We start from the raw sequence: 17300 nt of genomic DNA, 5'->3' as shown, positions 1-17300 counted from the left end.
ACTCTTGTGAGTGGGGTGTGAGACGCCCCACTAGGGCAGGGGTCACAGGTGGCGCGGTGCCCGCGACCGTCCGGAGGACGGCTCGGAGAACGCACAGCGTCGAATGCGCAATACCCAACGAAGACGGTAGACAAGCATGAATCTCCACGAGTATCAGGGTAAGCAGCTGTTCGCTGAATACGGCCTGCCCGTTTCCAAAGGCTACGCTGTCGACACCCCCCAGGAGGCCTACGAGGCTTGCGGCCGTATCGGCGGCGACGAGTGGGTCGTCAAGGCCCAGGTACATGCCGGTGGCCGTGGTAAGGCCGGTGGTGTGAAGCTGGTCAAGAGCAAGGAAGAGGCCAAGGAATTCGCCGCCAAGTGGCTGGGCCAGCGTCTGGTGACCTACCAGACCGACGCCAACGGTCAGCCGGTCACCAAGATCCTGGTTGAATCCTGCACCGACATCGATCAGGAGCTCTATCTGGGCGCCGTGGTCGATCGTTCCAGCCGCCGTATCGTGTTCATGGCGTCCACCGAAGGTGGCGTGGACATCGAGAAGGTCGCTCACGACACTCCGGAAAAGATTCTGAAGGCCACCATCGATCCGCTGGTGGGCGCTCAGCCCTACCAGGGTCGCGACCTGGCGTTCCAGCTGGGCCTGAAAGGTGACCAGATCAAGCAGTTCACCCAGATCTTCGTCGGTCTGGCCAAGCTGTTCCAGGACTACGACCTGGCGCTGCTGGAAGTGAACCCGCTGGTGATCAAGAAGGATGGCAACCTGCACTGCCTGGATGCCAAGATCAACATCGACAGCAACGCCATCTACCGTCAGCCCAAGCTGCGTGCCTTCCACGACCCGTCGCAGGACGACGCCCGTGAAGCCCATGCGCAGAAGTGGGAACTGAACTACGTGGCCCTGGAAGGCAGCATCGGCTGCATGGTCAACGGTGCCGGTCTGGCCATGGGTACCATGGACATCGTCAACCTGCACGGCGGCAAGCCGGCCAACTTCCTGGACGTGGGCGGCGGCGCGACCAAAGAGCGCGTGACCGAAGCCTTCAAGATCATCCTGTCCGACAGCAACGTGAAGGCCGTTCTGGTCAACATCTTCGGCGGCATCGTGCGCTGCGACATGATCGCCGAAGGCATCATCGGTGCCGTTAAAGAAGTTGGCGTGAAGGTGCCGGTCGTGGTTCGCCTGGAAGGCAACAACGCCGAACTCGGTGCCAAGGTCCTGGCCGAAAGCGGCCTGAACATCATCGCGGCAACCAGCCTGACCGACGCTGCCCAGCAGGTCGTCAAGGCCGCGGAGGGTAAGTAATGAGCGTCCTGATCAACAAAGACACCAAGGTCATCTGCCAGGGCTTCACCGGTAGCCAGGGTACCTTCCACTCCGAACAGGCCATCGCCTACGGCACCCAGATGGTTGGCGGCGTGACCCCCGGCAAGGGCGGTTCTACCCACCTCGGTCTGCCGGTGTTCAACACCGTGCGCGAGGCGGTGGAAGCCACTGGCGCCGATGCTTCGGTGATCTACGTGCCGGCTCCCTTCTGCAAGGACTCCATCCTGGAAGCGGCCTTCGGCGGCATCAAGCTGATCGTCTGCATCACCGAGGGTATCCCCACCCTGGACATGCTGGATGCCAAGGTGAAGTGCGACGAACTGGGCGTGCGCCTGATCGGCCCGAACTGCCCCGGCGTCATCACCCCCGGCGAGTGCAAGATCGGCATCATGCCCGGTCACATTCACCTGCCGGGCAAGGTCGGTATCGTGTCGCGTTCCGGCACCCTGACCTATGAAGCCGTGAAGCAGACCACCGACGCCGGCTTCGGCCAGTCCACCTGCGTGGGCATCGGCGGCGACCCCATCCCGGGTTCGAACTTCATCGATATCCTGAAGCTGTTCCAGGAAGATCCGCAGACCGAAGCCATCGTGATGATCGGCGAGATCGGCGGCAGCGCTGAAGAAGAAGCCGCGGCCTACATCAAGGCCAACGTGACCAAGCCGGTGGTGTCCTATATCGCCGGCGTCACCGCTCCGCCCGGCAAGCGCATGGGCCACGCTGGCGCCATCATTTCCGGTGGCAAGGGCACTGCGGACGAGAAGTTCGCTGCCCTGCAGGACGCCGGTGTGAAGACCGTGCGGTCCCTGGCCGACATCGGCAAGGCCCTGGCCGAGCTGACCGGTTGGGAAGTCAAGCAGGCCTGAGTCTGACTGACTGTAGAAAAGGCCGCCTCCGGGCGGCCTTTTTCATGGGCGCGCTCATGACGCCTCATCAGCTGCCGGCTGCCTTTTCGCCGGTAATTCGTTAGGATGGCAACCTTCCGCTCCAACGGCCACGCCGTGGCCCCGCCAAGACCTGCTCCCATGAGGGCGGGCTGCCTCGTTTTCCTCATTGCTGGTACTGCCTTCCATGAAAGCTTTGCAAAGCCGGGATGTCCTGGCCCTTGGATTCATGACGTTCGCGTTGTTCGTCGGCGCGGGCAACATCATCTTTCCCCCGATCGTCGGTCTGCAGGCGGGCGAGCACGTCTGGAGCGCTGCCCTGGGCTTCCTGCTGACCGCCGTCGGCCTACCGGTGCTGACGCTGATCGCCCTGGCGCGGGTCGGCGGTGGCATGGATGCCCTGAGCAAGCCGCTCGGCCAGACGGCCGCCCGCACCCTGGCCATCGTCTGCTACCTGTCGGTGGGGCCGCTGTTCGCCACGCCGCGCACCGCCACGGTGTCCTTCGAGGTCGGCGTCGCGCCGCTGCTGGGCAACGGACCCATACCGCTGTTCCTCTACAGCCTGGCCTACTTCCTGGTGGTGCTGGTGGTCTCGCTCTATCCGGGGCGCCTGCTCGACACCGTGGGACGCTTTCTCGGTCCGCTGAAGATCCTGGCGCTGGCAGTGCTGGGTGGTGCGGCGCTGTTCTGGCCAGCCGGCGGTCCTGCCGCGGCAGCGCCGGACTATGCTTCGCGGGCGCTGTCCCAGGGCTTCGTCAACGGCTACCTGACCATGGATACCCTGGGCGCCCTGGTGTTCGGTATCGTCATCGTCAACGCCATTCGCGCCCGGGGCGTGACGGCGCCGCAATTGCTGACGCGCTATACCATCATCGCCGGCCTGATCGCCGGGGCAGGGCTGGTGCTGGTCTACCTGAGCCTGTTCCAGCTCGGCGCTGGCAGCGGGTCGCTGGTGCCCCACGCCAGCAATGGCGCCGAGGTCCTGCATGCCTATGTGCAGCACACCTTCGGCAGTGTCGGCAGCGACTTTCTCGCGGTGCTGATTACCCTGGCCTGTCTGGTCACGGCGGTGGGGCTGACCTGCGCGTGCGCGGAATTCTTCAGTGAATTCCTGCCCTTCAGCTATCGCAGCCTGGTGGTTCTGCTGGCGGCCTTCTCGCTGCTGGTGTCCAACCTGGGGCTGACCCAGCTGATCCAGATTTCGGTGCCGATCCTGACCGCCATCTATCCGCCGTGCATCGCGCTGGTGGTGCTGAGCTTCTTCACCGCCCGCTGGGCGGCGCCTGGACGCATTCTCGGCCCGGTGCTGCTGGTCGCCCTGGCCTTCGGCATCCTCGACGGCCTGCAGGCTGCACGCCTGAGCGTGCCCTATCTGAGCGGGGCCGTGCAGTGGTTGCCGCTGGCCGACTCGGGCCTGGGCTGGCTGTTGCCGGCCGTGGTGGTGGGCCTGGTCGCCCTAGCGCTGGAAAGCCTGCGGCCTGGCGAACGCGTCCAAGAGGACGAGGCCGAACCGGATCCTTCGCGCTCCTGAATCAGCGCCCACAAAAAAGCCCGCAGCAGCGGGCTTTTTTCGTATCCAGACAGCTTACGGCTTGGGCTGGGTAGCCGGCGCGTTGCCGTTGGCGGTACCGGTAGCCGGGCTGACCGAGGTGGCTTCGCCTTTGGATTGCTCCTTGGCGGCCTCGTTGGCGGCTTCGTTACGCTGCTCGGCAGCCTTGTTGCTCTGCTCGGCGGCTTTGTTCAGGTTTTCCTGAGCTTTCTGTTCGGTCTTGGCAGCATCCTGAGCCTTGTTTTCGGAAGGCTTGTCACAGGCGGCGAGGCCGAAGGCGGCAGTGAAGAGCAGGGCGATGGCGAAGGGCTTTTTCATGTGTTTTCTCCTTATGAACTACACGACAGCCGTTCGAGCGCACCGTTAAAAGTTAAGTTCCGCGTCTAGCTCAGGCATCGTGCAAATTCCTACCTGCATCGCGAACCGAGCGCGCCAAGGTTGAAATGTCTCCGGGCGCCCCCATCTCGGCGACATCGCCAGGCATCTGGTGCGTTCCTATCGATAGCGGAGTTCGTAGCATGAGTGTGGAGACTCAAAAGGAAACCCTAGGCTTCCAGACCGAAGTGAAGCAGCTGCTTCACCTGATGATTCACTCGCTGTATTCCAACAAGGAAATCTTCCTGCGCGAATTGATTTCCAACGCCTCCGACGCGGCCGACAAGCTCAGATTCGAGGCCTTGTCCAAGCCCGAACTGCTCGAAGGCGGGGATACGCTGAGGATTCGCCTGAGCTTCGACAAGGAGGCCGGCACGGTCACCCTCGAAGACAACGGCATCGGCATGAGCCGCGAAGAGGTGATCGCCCACCTCGGCACCATCGCCAAGTCCGGCACCGCCGACTTCCTGAAGAACCTCAGCGGCGACCAGAAGAAGGATTCCAACCTCATCGGTCAATTCGGCGTGGGCTTCTATTCGGCCTTCATCGTCGCCGACCAGGTGGATGTCTATACCCGCCGTGCCGGCCAGCCTGCCGCCGAGGGCGTGCACTGGTCGTCCAAGGGGGAAGGGGAGTTCGAGGTCGCGAACGTCGACAAGCCCGAGCGCGGTACCCGCATCGTGCTGCACCTCAAGCCCGAGGAAACCGAATTCGCCGATGGCTGGCGCCTGCGCAACGTGGTCAAGAAATACTCCGACCACATCGGCCTGCCCATCGAGCTGCCCAAGGAGCAGCAGGGTGGCGAAGACGAGCAGCCGACCGCCGCCGAGTGGGAAACCGTCAACCGCGCCAGCGCGCTCTGGACCCGTCCGCGTACCGAACTCAAGGACGAGGACTACCAGGAGTTCTACAAGCACGTCGGTCATGACTTCGAGAACCCCCTGACCTGGAGCCACAACAAGGTCGAGGGCAAGCTCGAATACACCTCGCTGCTATACGTGCCGGCCCGTGCGCCCTTCGATCTGTATCAGCGCGAAGCGCCCAAGGGTCTCAAGCTCTATGTGCAGCGCGTCTTCATCATGGACCAGGCCGACCAGTTCCTGCCGCTGTACCTGAGATTCATCAAGGGTGTGGTGGATTCCAACGACCTGTCGTTGAACGTCTCCCGCGAGATCCTGCAGAAGGATCCGGTGATCGACTCCATGAAGTCGGCGCTGACCAAGCGCGTGCTGGACATGCTGGAGAAGCTGGCCAAGAGCGAACCGGAAAAGTACCAGTCGTTCTGGGGCCACTTCGGTCAGGTGCTCAAGGAAGGTCCGGCGGAAGACTTCGCCAACCGCGAGAAAATCGCCGGTCTGCTGCGCTTCGCCTCGACCCACAACAGCGATGACGCTCAGAACGTGTCCTTGGCCGACTACATCGGCCGCATGAAGGAAGGTCAAGACAAGATCTACTACCTGACTGGCGAGAGCCACGCCCAGATCAAGAACAGCCCGCACCTGGAAGTCTTCCGCAAGAAGGGTGTCGAGGTGCTGCTGCTGACCGATCGCATCGACGAGTGGCTGATGAGCTACCTCACCGAATTCGACGGCAAGCACTTCGTTGACGTCGCTCGTGGCGATCTCGACCTCGGCAAGCTGGACAGCGAAGAAGACAAGCAGGCCCAGGAAGAGGTCGCCAAGACCAAGGAAGGCCTGGTCGAGCGTCTCAAGCAGGCCCTGGACGCCCAGGTCAGCGAAGTCCGCGTTTCCCATCGTCTGACCGATTCGCCGGCGATCCTGGCCATCGGTGAGCAGGACCTGGGTCTGCAGATGCGCCGGATCCTGGAAGCCAGCGGCCAGAAGGCGCCGGACTCCAAGCCGATCTTCGAGATCAATCCGCAGCACCCGCTGATCGAGAAACTCGATGGCGAGCCCGATGAGGATCGCTTCGCCGACCTGTCGCACATCCTGTTCGATCAGGCTGCACTGGCCGCGGGCGATAGCCTCAAGGATCCCGCCGCCTATGTCCGCCGGTTAAACAAACTGCTGGTGGAATTGTCCGCTTAAAGATAGAGAAGCCCGCCTCGGCGGGCTTCTTTCTATCCACCCTTTGGAGGACCCCATGGTCGATGTCACTGTAAAACCCGTTGCCTACGAAATCGATGGTGAACCGTTCGAGAGCCAGCTGGTGTACGCCACCAGCGGTAATCCGACCCGTCCGGGCGTATTGTTTGCACCCAACTGGATGGGGGTGTCCCATGGCGCCGTCGAGCAGGCCAAGGCGCTGGCCGAGGCCGACGGCCTGGCTTACCTGGTAGTGGATTTCTACGGTCGCAATGTGCGTCCGCAGAACGCCGACGAGGCCCTGGCGGCCATGACGCCGATCCGCGGCGATCGCGCCCTGCTGCGCCAGCGCATGCAGGCAGCCTATGCGGCCCTGGTCGCCCAGGCTGAGACGGCGGCGGTGGACGTCCACCAGATCGCTGCTATCGGCTTCTGTTTTGGCGGCTGCGCGGCTCTGGAACTGGCGCGCGACGGGGCCCCGCTGAGCGCCGTGGTGACCTTCCACGCCAATCTGGATACGCCCAACCCGGCCGATGCGGCGCGTATCACCGGTCCGGTGCTGGTGCTGCACGGCGCCGCCGATCCCATGGTGCCTGACGAGCAGCTCGCTGGCTTCCGCCAGGAAATGGATGCCGCCCAGGTGGATTGGCAGTTGCTGAGCTATGGCGGCGCGGTGCATTCCTTCACCGATCCCGAAGCCAATAATCCGGGCAAGCAGCAGTACCACCCGGTTGTGGCCAAGCGCGCCTTCCTGGCGATGCACAACCTGTTCGACGAAGTCTTCGCCCAGGGCTGAGTGCTTTCCCTGCCTGCCGGTACCCGGAACGGGTCTGGCAGGCTCAGCCGCTGATCACTTCGTCGGTGAAGGCCAGCGGTCCATGGCAGCGTCGGCACAGATAGCGCCGTCCCTTGCGTACCAGGGCGTGCCGCTGGGCGGTGAACTCGAAGCGACCATCCGGGCAATTGCAGCGATATAGATAGAGCGTTCGGGCGCGCTGTGGCAGCTCATAGGTATGGCAGCGATCCGGCGGCAAGCCATAGACGCCCCGCATGATTAGCTGCCACTCCTCGCCATGAGGCCTGATACGGCCACCGAACAGCTGATGCGCCACCAGATGTGCCACCTCGTGAGCGACGGTCTGTTCGAGAAAGTGGACGGTATTTTCCTGATAGAGCTGCTTGTTGAATCTCAGCCGATTCTCGGTGAGATGGGCAACGCCTGCGCGCTGGCCACGCAAGGCCAGGCTGACCTCGGGACGAGGAAAGCGGCATTTGAAGAAGGCCTCGGCCTGGCGATAGCAGTCTTCGACCCGGTCTCTGAGTGGTTCAGGCATGGGCAACCTCTGGGGAACCGGGCAATTATGCCGAAGCTCGTACCTGCGCCCTAGGTTCTGTACGAAAAGTCGACGAGCGATGGTCAGGCGAGGCCTGGGCGGCCGCGCGAAAAAGGCTAAGGAAGCGGACCGGGCTCGCGTACGAGTTACGGGCAGTAAATGAGCATTCCGACCGGGCTGGCGATCCAGGCCTTTTTCAACGAAGCATCACCGAGTGCAGGCACTTTTCGGACTGAACCTAGCGTCCGCGGTCGGCTGGTGACCGTAGTGCCGCCGTAGCGTATCCATGGCCGCGTTGATGGCTTGTAGCCGGCCGGTGCTGCCGCCGTGATCGGGATGATGACGGCTGGCGAGCTGGCGATAGCGGCGGCGGATCTGGCCGTAGTCGGCCGAGCGATCCAGGCCTAGCAGGCGCAGGGCTTCCAGCAGTTCCGACTCGCCATTGACCAGCGCCCAGAAGTGATTGAGCAGATCGGCCACGTCTTCCGGGGTGGTGGTTTCGAGCTGGGTGAGATCCAGGTAGTAGGCGCGCAACGGATCGGCCACCACCAGCCCGGCACGGGCACGCAGGTAGGGCCGCAGTTCGATGCGCAGGGCGCTGATGATGAGTTCGGCGCGCTGTTCGGCGCGCAGTTGGTCACGCAGGCGGTAGAGCGCGTTGAAGACGCGAAAGTGCAGGCGGAAGAGTTCGTAGTTGTCGGTCACCGGGCGCGGGGGCACCAGGGGCGACCCCGCCCGACGCAAGGCCTGCAGCAACTCGTATTCCGACAGGCCGGACTTGGCCCGGAGCAGTTCCTGATGGAGCGCTGTCATGAGCGCCTGGGTCTCGCTCATGGCTGCCGGTCGCTGCGGACTGACGTTCGGGGTAGGGCGGCGGACGCTTTGCGCGTAAAATGCCGGCCTTTCGTTTTTTCCTTTCGCGGATTCATCCATGGGCACCCTTTCGGTCAACCAGAACAAGCTGCAGAAACGCCTGCGCCGTCTTACCGGCGAAGCCATCGCCGACTACAACATGATCGAGGACGGCGACAAGGTCATGGTCTGCCTGTCCGGTGGCAAGGACAGCTACACCCTGCTCGACATGCTGCTCTATCTGCAGAAGGTCGCGCCGATTCGCTTCGAGATCGTGGCGGTCAACCTCGACCAGAAGCAGCCGGGCTTTCCTGAGCACGTTTTACCTCAGTACCTGAAGGAACTGGGAGTCGAGTACCACATTCTGGAACGTGATACCTATTCCGTGGTGAAGGAAAAGATCCCCGAGGGCAAGACCACCTGTTCGCTGTGCTCGCGCCTGCGGCGGGGCATCCTCTACACCTTCGCCGACGAGATCGGTGCGACCAAGATGGCGCTGGGCCATCATCGCGACGACATGGTAGAAACCTTCTTCCTCAATTTGTTCCATGGCGGCACGCTCAAGGCCATGCCCCCTAAGCTGCGGGCCGATGACGGCCGCAACGTGGTGATCCGCCCGCTGGCCTATTGCAACGAAAAGGACATCGAGGCCTACGCGGTCTTGCGCGAATTCCCCATCATTCCCTGCAACCTCTGCGGCTCCCAGGAAAACCTGCAGCGCAAGGTGGTCAAGGAGATGCTGCTGGAGTGGGAGCGCAAGACGCCGGGGCGTACCGAGATCATGTTCCGCGCCCTGCAGAACGTGGTGCCGTCGCAATTGGCGGATCGCGAGCTGTTCGACTTCGCCAGTCTCAAGATCGATGACAGCGCGACGCCGCGCTTCGTCCAGGTGATGAATCTCTGATGCGGGATTACGCCTGGCTGCTCGAATACGCTCTCAACCGCTGCGGCTCCCGCGCGGCCTTGGAGGCGCGGCTGCCGCAACCGGTGGACGCCGCGACCCTGAGGTCCGTGGGCGATGACCGCTATCTGTCGCTGCTGACTCGCCGCATCTTTCGCGCCGGGCTCAAGCACAGCCTGGTGGATGCCAAGTGGCCGGCCTTCGAGGAGGTCTTCTTCGGCTTCGATCCGGAGAAGGTGGTGCTCATGGGCGGCGAACGCCTGGAGCGGTTGATGCAGGATGCGCGGCTGATCCGCCACCTGGGCAAGCTGCGTAGCGTGCCCATCAACGCTCAGATGGTGCTCGATTTCCAGCGCAGCCACGGCAGCTTCGGCCAGTTGCTGGCCGATTGGCCGGGGCAGGACATCGTCGGCCTGTGGGAGCTGCTGACCAAGCGTGGCAATCAGTTGGGTGGCCTGTCGGCGCAGCGCTTCCTGCGCATGGCCGGCAAGGACACCTTCCTGGCGACCGACGACGTGGTAACGGCCCTCAAGGCGCAGAACATCCTCGACAAGGCGCCCACCGCCAAGCGCGATCGGCAGAAGATTCAGGAGGCCTTCAACCTCTGGCAGGAACAGAGCGGGCGTCCGCTCTGCCAGCTGTCGGTGATGCTGGCTCTGACGGTGAATCATTGAGTGATGCCCTGACGCGCGCTCAAGGCCTGCTCGAACGGGCCGGGCGGGTGCTGTTCATCACCGGGGCAGGGCTGTCCGCCGACTCGGGCGTGCCGACCTATCGTGGCCTGGGTGGGCTGTACAACGGCCTTACCGAGGAAGGCATCCCCATCGAGGCGGCTCTTTCGGGCAGCATGCTCCGGCAGCGCCCGGAGCTCTGCTGGCGCTACCTGGCGCAACTCGGCCGCGCCTGCGCCGCGGCCGTGCCCAATGCGGCGCACCAGGCGATCACCGATTTCGGCATTCGGCGTCCCGGCAGCTGGGTACTGACACAGAACATCGACGGCTTTCATCGGCAGTCGGGTTTTCCATCGGAGCGGCTGATCGAGATCCACGGACAACTGGAGCCGCTCGCCTGCATGAGTTGCGCGCAGGCCGTCGAGGAGGCTCAGGATTACCTGGCAGGTCCGTTGCCACCGCGCTGTCACTCTTGCGGCGGGATCCTGCGGCCACCCGTGGTCCTGTTCGAGGAAGCCCTGCCGATCACCGAACTGCAGCGTCTGCAGGATGCAGCGGAGGAGGGCTTCGATCTGGTGATCGCCGTCGGCACCACGGCTGCCTTCGGCTATATCCAGGCGCCGATCGGGCAGACCCTGGCGCAGGGTGGTGACCTCATCGAGATCAATCCGGACCGTTCGTCGCTGAGCGGCTTGGCGACCGTTCAACTCAAAAAAAGGGCCGTAGACGTCCTTCCTCGGCTTTTGAGTCACATCGAGGGCTAAAAAAACTTGCCATCTGTGATCCAGGTCGGCAAGGTGTCGAAACTTTGAAAAAACGACACGGTCGTGCCCATGCCAAGGAACCGCCTCGCACCCCTCGTGCCCCTGTCTTTTGTCTGTCTGCTCGCCGCCTGTGCGAGTGCGCCGCAAAGTCCCGACACCACCATTACCCAGGATTCGGCCGCTACCTCCCGGACGTTCCAGACCGCTTCGCTGCATGGCCTGGGTGGCGCTGGCAATGGCTCAGTGCCCGTGGAGACCGAGGGTGCTCAGCAACGTCCGGTCTTTCCCCATACCCAGTCGCCGCATCAGCTCGACTGGGAGCGCGAGGTCGGCCCACGTCAGGCGCTGCCGAATCTGGCGGACCAGATCCTCAATCGTGCCACCCAACTGGTGGGTACGCCCTATCGCCGCGGCGGCAGCACCCTGGCCGGTTTCGATTGCAGTGGTTTCGTCAATTACGTCTTTCGCGAGCGCGCCGGCATGACCCTGCCGCGCTCCACCCGCGAGATCATCGATCTCGAAGTACCGGTAGTCAGCAAGAACGATCTGGAACCTGGCGATCTGTTGCTGTTCAATAGCAACGGCCGTGGCCGGGTCAGTCACACCGGTATCTACATGGGCGAAGGCAAGTTCATCCATTCCTCCAGTCGCCGGAGCGGCGGGGTGCGGGTGGACAGCCTGAACGACCAGTACTGGAAGGTGAGTTTCCTGGAAGGCAAGCGCGTATTGCGCTGAGGCGTATCGCCGCGATCTTCGCCGGTGCGCTTCGAGGACCCGTCGAGGCTGCGTGGCAGGCCGACGGTGATCGATGGATAACTAAGGATGTCTCCAATGCCGCATGCGGCTCGCCTCGGATTGTATTGCGCCTTTGTACTGCTGGCCGCCTGTGCCGGCAGGCCGCCCCAGGCCCCCGCACCGGCTGCCCCGGTCGTCTCTCGTCCCCTGCTGGAAAGCCAGGCCCAGGCAGCCAACGATGTACTCTTTCGGGCCATCGGCCTAGTCGGCACCCCCTATCGCTATGGCGGCAACACCCCGGCCGGCGGTTTCGACTGCAGCGGCCTGATCGGCTACGTCTATCGCGATGCGGCTGGGGTGACCCTGCCGCGCTCGACCCGCGAGATGATCACCCTGGGCTCGCCTAATGTGGCGCGCAATGCCCTGCAGCCCGGTGATCTGATCTTCTTCGCCACTGCCGGTGGCCGTCAGGTCAGCCATGCCGGCATCTATGTAGGGGAGGGGCGCTTCGTCCATGCGCCGCGCACCGGTGGCACGGTACGCCTGGACAGCCTGGCCAAACCCTACTGGCAGAACAGCTACCTGCAGGCCAAGCGGGTGCTGGTCACGCCGAGTCTCGCCGGCGGCTATTGAACCCCGTTTCGCCCGGGCCGCTCGAATAGGTATCCAGCCCATGCGGAGCCCATCATGCCCCAGGCGATACGTCTGCCGCCCCAGCCGGCTCGCTGCGAGCTGTGCGGTCGGGCGGCGCCGCTCACCCGCCATCACCTGATCCCTCGCTCGCTGCACGACAAGGCCTACGTGCGCAAGAGATTCGACCGCGTCAGCCGGATCACCGCCACCCTCTGGGTCTGCCGCCCCTGCCACAACCATATCCACCAGACCTTCGACGAAAAGACCCTGGCCCTGGAATACAACAGCCGCGAGTTGCTGCTCAGCGACGCGCGCATCCGCCAATTCGTCGACTGGCTGGCGGCCAAGCCCGATGGCTTCGTGCCCAAGCGATAAGTAATACCACCCCTATAAGTGCTTAGATCTGCTGTCTTTGTCCTTCCTGTCCTGAGGGTAGGCAATCAGGAAAGGAGGCTGTCAGCGATCCGGTAATTCCGCGCCAGAACGCAGCCGGACCGGCACGGTAATGTAAAGGCCGCCGCTGACGCGCTGGCCGAAACTGTCGTCTGCATCTCACCTCCAGGGGTGAACGCCACCGCGGTTGGCCGCTGCGATTAGGATGACGGCGAAGCCGCGGCGACATCCGCCAGTCCGGTTCGATCTCACGAGGAGGGCCGATGAGATCCTTTGCCCTGCCCCTGCTGGCGGGGATGCTGCTCCTGTCTAGCGTCGCATCGGCCGGCGCCGATGAGGCGACCCTGGCGCGGGGCGAGTATCTGACGCGCCTGGGCAACTGCCAGGGTTGCCATACCCGCCCGGATGGCGCGCCCTTCGCTGGCGGGGTCGCCTTCGACACGCCTTTCGGTCGTCTCTATTCGAGCAACATCACCCCGGATCGCCAGCACGGGCTGGGTGACTGGACGGTGGATGAGTTTCGCCGCGCCTTGCATGACGGGCTGGGGCGTGAGGGCGAGCAGCTCTATCCCGCCTTTCCCTATACCGCCTTTACCCGGTTGAGCGACGAGGACGTCGCCGCCATCTTCGCCTTCCTGCAGATCCAGCGACCGCTGCCCTATGCGCCGCCGGCCAATGCGCTGCGCTTTCCCTTCGACCAGCGCGCGCTGATCCGTGGCTGGAAGTGGCTCAACTTCACGCCAGGTCCGTTACCGGCGACGGCCGATGCGCAGGTGGCGCGAGGCGCCTACCTGGCGGAGGCGCTGGGGCACTGCCAGGAATGCCATACCCCGCGGACCTGGAGTCAGGGGCTCGACAGCGGCCGGGCCTATGCCGGCGCGACCCAGCAGGGCTGGACCGCCTGGAATCTCACCGCGGATCCGCGTGGCCTCGGCGGCTGGAGCGATGCCAAGCTGGCCAGCTATCTGCGCGAAGGCCATCAACGCGGCGAAGCCGTGGCGGCCGGGCCCATGGCCGAGGTGGTAAGTGGTGGCACCCGTCATCTGGACGACGCCGATCTCGGTGCCCTGATCGCCTATCTGCGAACCCTGCCGGCGCAGCCCGGAGCGGTCCCGGCGCGCGCCGAGGTGCAGCCGCCCGGAGAGGCCGGACCTCTCACGGCCGCGGAGGCGGAAAGCGCGGCTTTGCTGCAATCCGCTTGCGCCAGCTGTCACGCACCGGATGACCAGGGGCCGGCGGGTCCCTATCCGCGGTCCTTCAGCAACTACTCGGTGGTGCGCGATCCCACAGGGACTAACCTGGTGCGCGTCCTGCTCGACGGTCTCGACCGCCAGGGGCGTAGCGAGCACGCCTTCATGCCAGCCTATCGGGAATTGCTCAGCGATCAGCAGCTCGCCGATCTGGCCACCTACATCGGCCGCCGCTTTGGCGGTCATGCCGCCGACATCCGCCCCGAGGATGTGGCAGCGGCGCGTAACGCGGAGAAATAGCGGTGGCGGTCATTGAATTGAAGGTCAACGGCGAGCCGCGACAGCTCGACGTCGACCCGGGCATGCCCCTGCTGGAGGCCTTGCGCGATGAACTGGGCCTCAAGGGACCGAAATTCGGTTGCGGCCTAGGTGAGTGCGGCGCCTGCACGGTGCTGGCGGATGGCAAGCCGGTGCGCGCCTGCCTGTTGCCGGCAGCCTCCTTCGTCGGTCGCGAGGTGCTGACCCTGGAAGGTCTGGGCACGCCCGAGGCCCCTCATGCGCTGCAGCAGGCCTTTATCGAGGAACAGGCGGCGCAGTGCGGCTATTGCATCCCTGGCATGGTGATGACCGCCCAGGCCCTGCTCGCACGGGTGGCGGATCCCAGCGATGCGCAGATCCGTCAGGCATTGGCCGCCAACTTCTGCGGCTGTGGTACCCACTATCGGATCCTGCGCGCGATCAAGCGCGCGGCGGTGCTGCTGCGCGACGGGAAGGCCTCGGCATGACGCTGTCACGCCGCACCTTTCTTGGCGGCGGTGCAGTCCTGCTGCTGGGTTTCAGCCTGCAGCGGCCGCTCGCCGCCCAGGTGCTAGCAGCCCCGACTGACCATGCGAGCTTGGCCAAGATCCTCGATCAGCGCCAACTGGACGCCTGGCTGGCAGTGGATGCCCAGGGCCAGGTCACCGTCTACAGCGGCAAGGTGGAGCTGGGCACCGGGGTCAGCACGGCGCTGCGGCAGATCGTGGCCGAGGAGCTGTGCGTGTCTTTCGCCGCCACCCGGTTGATCCAGGGCGATACCCGGCTGACGCCGGACCAGGGCATCACCGCTGGCAGCAAGAGCTTGCAGGTAGGCGGTGCCCAGTTGCGCAAGGCCGCCGCCAGCGCGCGGCAATTCCTGTTTCTGGAGGGATCGCGGCGCCTGGGGCTGGATCTGGCCGTGGTGGACACGGTGGACGGCCGCGTGGTCTATCGCGGCGATCCCACCGGACGCTATGTCAGCTATGGCGAACTGGTGGGCGGACGGCCCCTGGGGCGGCTGGTCAATCAGGCCGTGCGCACCCGGGCCGTCAAGGATTACCGTCTGGTCGGCACCTCGGTGCCACGGGAGGACATTCCCGCCAAGCTGTTCGGCCATTTCGACTATGTCCATGACCTGCGCCTGCCCGGCATGCTGCACGGTTGCGTGGTGCGACCGCCCTGCACCGGCTCGGCGCGACTGGCGGGGGTGAGCATCCGCGGTATCGATGCCAGCGCACTGCCGTCCGGCGCACGACTGGTCTACGAGGGCGCCTTCGTCGCGGTGGTGGCGGAGCAGGCGTGGCTGGCGCGACAGGGCGCGGCGGCGCTACGGGTGGACTGGAGCCTGGTACCGGACCTGCCGCTGCCGGGCGAGCTCTATGCCCGACTGGAAGCCAAGGCCGGACCGGCCGACATCCAGCAGGAGACCGGCGATGTCGCGGGCGAACTGGCGAGCGCTGCGCAGCGCCTGGAGGCCGAGTATCGCTGGCCCTATCAGAATCACGATTCCATCGGTCCCTCCTGCGCAGTCGCGGACGTGGGGGCCGAGAGCGCTACCGTCTGGAGCGGCACCCAGGGCGTCTATCAGCTCAGGGCGGCACTGGCGGACCTGCTGGGGCTGCCGGAAGACGGTATCCATGTCATCTATCAGCAGGCGTCCGGTTGCTATGGCCACAACGGCGCCGATGATGCGGCGGCCGATGCGGCACTGCTCTCCAAGTTGTGCGGCCGTCCGGTGCGGGTGCAATGGAGTCGGGCCGACGAGCACGGCTGGAATCCCAAGGGGCCGGCGATGCTGATGCGTCTGGCCGGCGGCCTGAGTGTGACTGGCGATCTGCTGGCCTGGCGCTTCGCCAACTGGACGCCCACCCATCTGACCCGACCCAATGGCCAGACCGGCAAGGCGGCGCTGCTCGCCGGGCAGCTGGCCTACAACCTGCCGCTCAAGGGCGGTAGGGGCGGCGGCAATCGTAATGCGCCGCTGGACTACGATCTGCTCAATGTTCAGGTGGCCACTCATTGGCTGGAAGCCGGGGATTCACCGTTGCGGCCGTCGGCCTTGCGCGCCCTGGGGGCAGTCGGCAACACCTTCGCCAATGAATCCTTCATGGACGAGCTGGCCATGGCAGCGGGTGTCGATCCACTGGAATTCCGCCTGCGCTATCTGCAGGACCCACGCGCGCGGGCGGTGCTGCAGGCCGCCACCGCCAAGGCCGGGTGGCAACCGCCCGCCGCGCACGAAAAGGCCTGGGACGGCGCGTTGGTGAAGGGACAGGGCCTGGCCTTCCTGCGCTACGAAAACGAGAACGCCTATGTGGCTGCGGTGGTGGAGGTGGCGGTGAGCGAGGCCACGGGTATCCGGGTCACGCGGGTGGTGGTGGCCCACGACTGCGGTCTGATCGTCAATCCGGACGGCTTGCGCAATCAGCTGGAGGGCTGCGTGGTACAGGGCATCGCCCGGACCCTTAAGCAGGCGGTGTGCTTCGATCACCAGGGAGTGACCAGTCTGGAGTGGGGCGCCTATCCGCCGCTGACCTTCAATGAATTGCCCGAGCTGGAACTGGAGCTGATCGATCGGCCCGAGGAGCCGGCGGTGGGGGCCGGGGAGGCCACCACTGCCGCCATCCCCGCGGCCATCGCCAACGCCGTGGCGGCGGCGACCGGTCTGCGGCTGCGCGAGGTGCCGCTGAATCGTGAGCGCCTGCGCGAGGCGCTGGCCGCCCGGCGTTAGGCGCGTTTCAGCCGCTGCTTGAAGAACAGCACGGCGCCGGCGCCCAGCAAGGCGACGACCCCCGCACCGATCCAGAGGGGTTCGTTGCCGGCAAAACTGAAATGGTTGGCGCCCTTGGCCGCGAGATAGCCCGGGCCCATCATCAGCGGCGCCCAGACGATGGCCGACAGTACGTTGGCCGACTGGAAGCGCAGTTGGTTCATCGCCATCATCCCGGCCACCAGGGGGACGGTGTTGCGGATCATGGTCAGGAAACGCCCGCCGAACACGGCGAAGAAGCCATAGCGGCGGAAGAACAGCCGGGTCTTGGCCACCTGCTTGCGATAGCGGCGAAAGGGCGGGCGGTGAACGATGTTGGGACCGAGCCAGCGGCCGATGATGTAGGAGCAGATGTCGCCGAGGATGGCGCCAACGATGGCAGCCAGCACCAGGGGCACGGGCGCGAGGACTCCGGAGCCGGCAAGACCACCGACTACCAGCATCAGCGCCGTGGCCGGAATGAAGACGCCCAGCAGCACCAGGGATTCGCCGAAGGCGAGCAGGCCGACGATCAGCGGCGCCCAGGCCTGGTGGGTTTCGATAAAGCCAAGCAGCGATTGCGTCAGGGATTCCATGGGAGGCT

At 64.8% G+C, this 17300-nt stretch carries 18 protein-coding genes; 14 read left to right on the top strand and 4 right to left on the bottom strand.

What is annotated here, in order from left to right:
- The first annotated feature begins 136 nt into the window (after nucleotides 1-136).
- The 3 genes from sucC (at nucleotide 137) to brnQ (ending at nucleotide 3739) form a co-directional block, all read left to right on the top strand.
- Complete coding sequence (gene sucC / locus BMZ43_RS03080; RefSeq protein ID WP_064306646.1) at nucleotides 137-1303, top strand: ADP-forming succinate--CoA ligase subunit beta; 1167 nt, start codon at nucleotides 137-139, stop codon at nucleotides 1301-1303.
- Entirely contained in the window at nucleotides 1303-2190 is an 888-nt protein-coding gene (gene sucD / locus BMZ43_RS03075) for a succinate--CoA ligase subunit alpha (protein WP_017638886.1), read from the top strand. The genes sucC and sucD overlap by 1 nt, the downstream gene beginning before the upstream one ends.
- Before the next feature lie 205 nt (nucleotides 2191-2395).
- Nucleotides 2396-3739, top strand: a complete 1344-nt coding sequence (brnQ, locus tag BMZ43_RS03070) for a branched-chain amino acid transport system II carrier protein (RefSeq protein ID WP_093249735.1) — start codon at nucleotides 2396-2398, stop codon at nucleotides 3737-3739.
- 54 nt (nucleotides 3740-3793) lie between these two features.
- Here brnQ and BMZ43_RS03065 read toward each other — a convergent pair whose 3' ends face one another.
- Entirely contained in the window at nucleotides 3794-4075 is a 282-nt protein-coding gene (locus BMZ43_RS03065) for a hypothetical protein (protein ID WP_007159246.1), read from the bottom strand.
- Between the two features lie 200 nt (nucleotides 4076-4275).
- Between BMZ43_RS03065 and htpG the strand changes: the two genes are divergently transcribed.
- On the top strand, nucleotides 4276-6180 hold the full coding sequence (gene htpG / locus BMZ43_RS03060; RefSeq protein WP_093249732.1) for a molecular chaperone HtpG: 1905 nt from the start codon (nucleotides 4276-4278) through the stop codon (nucleotides 6178-6180).
- 55 nt (nucleotides 6181-6235) lie between these two features.
- Nucleotides 6236-6973 carry a dienelactone hydrolase family protein gene (locus tag BMZ43_RS03055; RefSeq protein WP_068385307.1) on the top strand — a complete coding sequence of 246 codons (738 nt, stop codon included), beginning with the start codon at nucleotides 6236-6238 and terminating at the stop codon, nucleotides 6971-6973.
- A gap of 43 nt (nucleotides 6974-7016) precedes the next feature.
- On the opposite strand, the gene BMZ43_RS03050 is transcribed toward BMZ43_RS03055, so the two are convergent.
- Together BMZ43_RS03050 and BMZ43_RS03045 are read right to left on the bottom strand one after the other, a co-directional pair.
- Nucleotides 7017-7511, bottom strand: a complete 495-nt coding sequence (locus BMZ43_RS03050; protein ID WP_093249728.1) for a SprT family zinc-dependent metalloprotease — start codon at nucleotides 7509-7511, stop codon at nucleotides 7017-7019.
- A 207-nt stretch (nucleotides 7512-7718) separates the two neighbouring features.
- Complete coding sequence (locus tag BMZ43_RS03045) at nucleotides 7719-8345, bottom strand: DNA-J related domain-containing protein (RefSeq protein WP_064306641.1); 627 nt, start codon at nucleotides 8343-8345, stop codon at nucleotides 7719-7721.
- A gap of 97 nt (nucleotides 8346-8442) precedes the next feature.
- On the opposite strand from BMZ43_RS03045, the gene ttcA reads away from it, so the two are divergent.
- The 9 genes from ttcA (at nucleotide 8443) to BMZ43_RS03000 (ending at nucleotide 16678) form a co-directional block, all read left to right on the top strand.
- Nucleotides 8443-9267, top strand: a complete 825-nt coding sequence (gene ttcA / locus BMZ43_RS03040; protein ID WP_007159241.1) for a tRNA 2-thiocytidine(32) synthetase TtcA — start codon at nucleotides 8443-8445, stop codon at nucleotides 9265-9267.
- Complete coding sequence (locus BMZ43_RS03035; RefSeq protein WP_093249725.1) at nucleotides 9267-9938, top strand: DNA-3-methyladenine glycosylase I; 672 nt, start codon at nucleotides 9267-9269, stop codon at nucleotides 9936-9938. The genes ttcA and BMZ43_RS03035 overlap by 1 nt, the downstream gene beginning before the upstream one ends.
- Nucleotides 9935-10699 (top strand): NAD-dependent protein deacylase, encoded by a 765-nt coding sequence (locus BMZ43_RS03030; RefSeq protein WP_093249721.1) that lies wholly within the window; start codon nucleotides 9935-9937, stop codon nucleotides 10697-10699. Before BMZ43_RS03035 ends, BMZ43_RS03030 begins: the two co-directional genes overlap by 4 nt.
- 96 nt (nucleotides 10700-10795) lie before the next feature.
- On the top strand, nucleotides 10796-11434 hold the full coding sequence (locus BMZ43_RS03025; RefSeq protein WP_093249714.1) for a C40 family peptidase: 639 nt from the start codon (nucleotides 10796-10798) through the stop codon (nucleotides 11432-11434).
- A gap of 96 nt (nucleotides 11435-11530) precedes the next feature.
- The gene (locus BMZ43_RS03020) at nucleotides 11531-12067 is read left to right on the top strand and encodes a C40 family peptidase (protein ID WP_068385323.1); all 537 of its coding nucleotides are present in this window, start codon (nucleotides 11531-11533) and stop codon (nucleotides 12065-12067) included.
- Between the two features lie 54 nt (nucleotides 12068-12121).
- On the top strand, nucleotides 12122-12442 hold the full coding sequence (locus BMZ43_RS03015) for a hypothetical protein (RefSeq protein WP_007159236.1): 321 nt from the start codon (nucleotides 12122-12124) through the stop codon (nucleotides 12440-12442).
- 281 nt (nucleotides 12443-12723) lie between these two features.
- The gene (locus BMZ43_RS03010) at nucleotides 12724-13950 is read left to right on the top strand and encodes a c-type cytochrome (RefSeq protein WP_093249706.1); all 1227 of its coding nucleotides are present in this window, start codon (nucleotides 12724-12726) and stop codon (nucleotides 13948-13950) included.
- A gap of 2 nt (nucleotides 13951-13952) precedes the next feature.
- Nucleotides 13953-14435: a (2Fe-2S)-binding protein gene (locus BMZ43_RS03005; RefSeq protein ID WP_093249703.1), complete on the top strand. Its 483-nt coding sequence runs from the start codon at nucleotides 13953-13955 to the stop codon at nucleotides 14433-14435.
- Complete coding sequence (locus tag BMZ43_RS03000) at nucleotides 14432-16678, top strand: xanthine dehydrogenase family protein molybdopterin-binding subunit (RefSeq protein WP_093249701.1); 2247 nt, start codon at nucleotides 14432-14434, stop codon at nucleotides 16676-16678. Before BMZ43_RS03005 ends, BMZ43_RS03000 begins: the two co-directional genes overlap by 4 nt.
- Here the strand turns inward: BMZ43_RS03000 and BMZ43_RS02995 are convergent.
- The gene (locus BMZ43_RS02995) at nucleotides 16675-17292 is read right to left on the bottom strand and encodes a DedA family protein (protein WP_093249691.1); all 618 of its coding nucleotides are present in this window, start codon (nucleotides 17290-17292) and stop codon (nucleotides 16675-16677) included. The two genes, BMZ43_RS03000 and BMZ43_RS02995, sit on opposite strands and share 4 nt — an antisense overlap.
- Nucleotides 17293-17300 lie beyond the last annotated feature (8 nt).

The organism is Pseudomonas sp. Snoq117.2, assembly GCF_900110545.1.
Lineage (GTDB): Bacteria > Pseudomonadota > Gammaproteobacteria > Pseudomonadales > Pseudomonadaceae > Chryseomonas > Chryseomonas benzopyrenica.
Note: the sequence above shows the minus strand (reverse complement) of the source record. Positions and strands in the feature narration are given on the sequence as shown.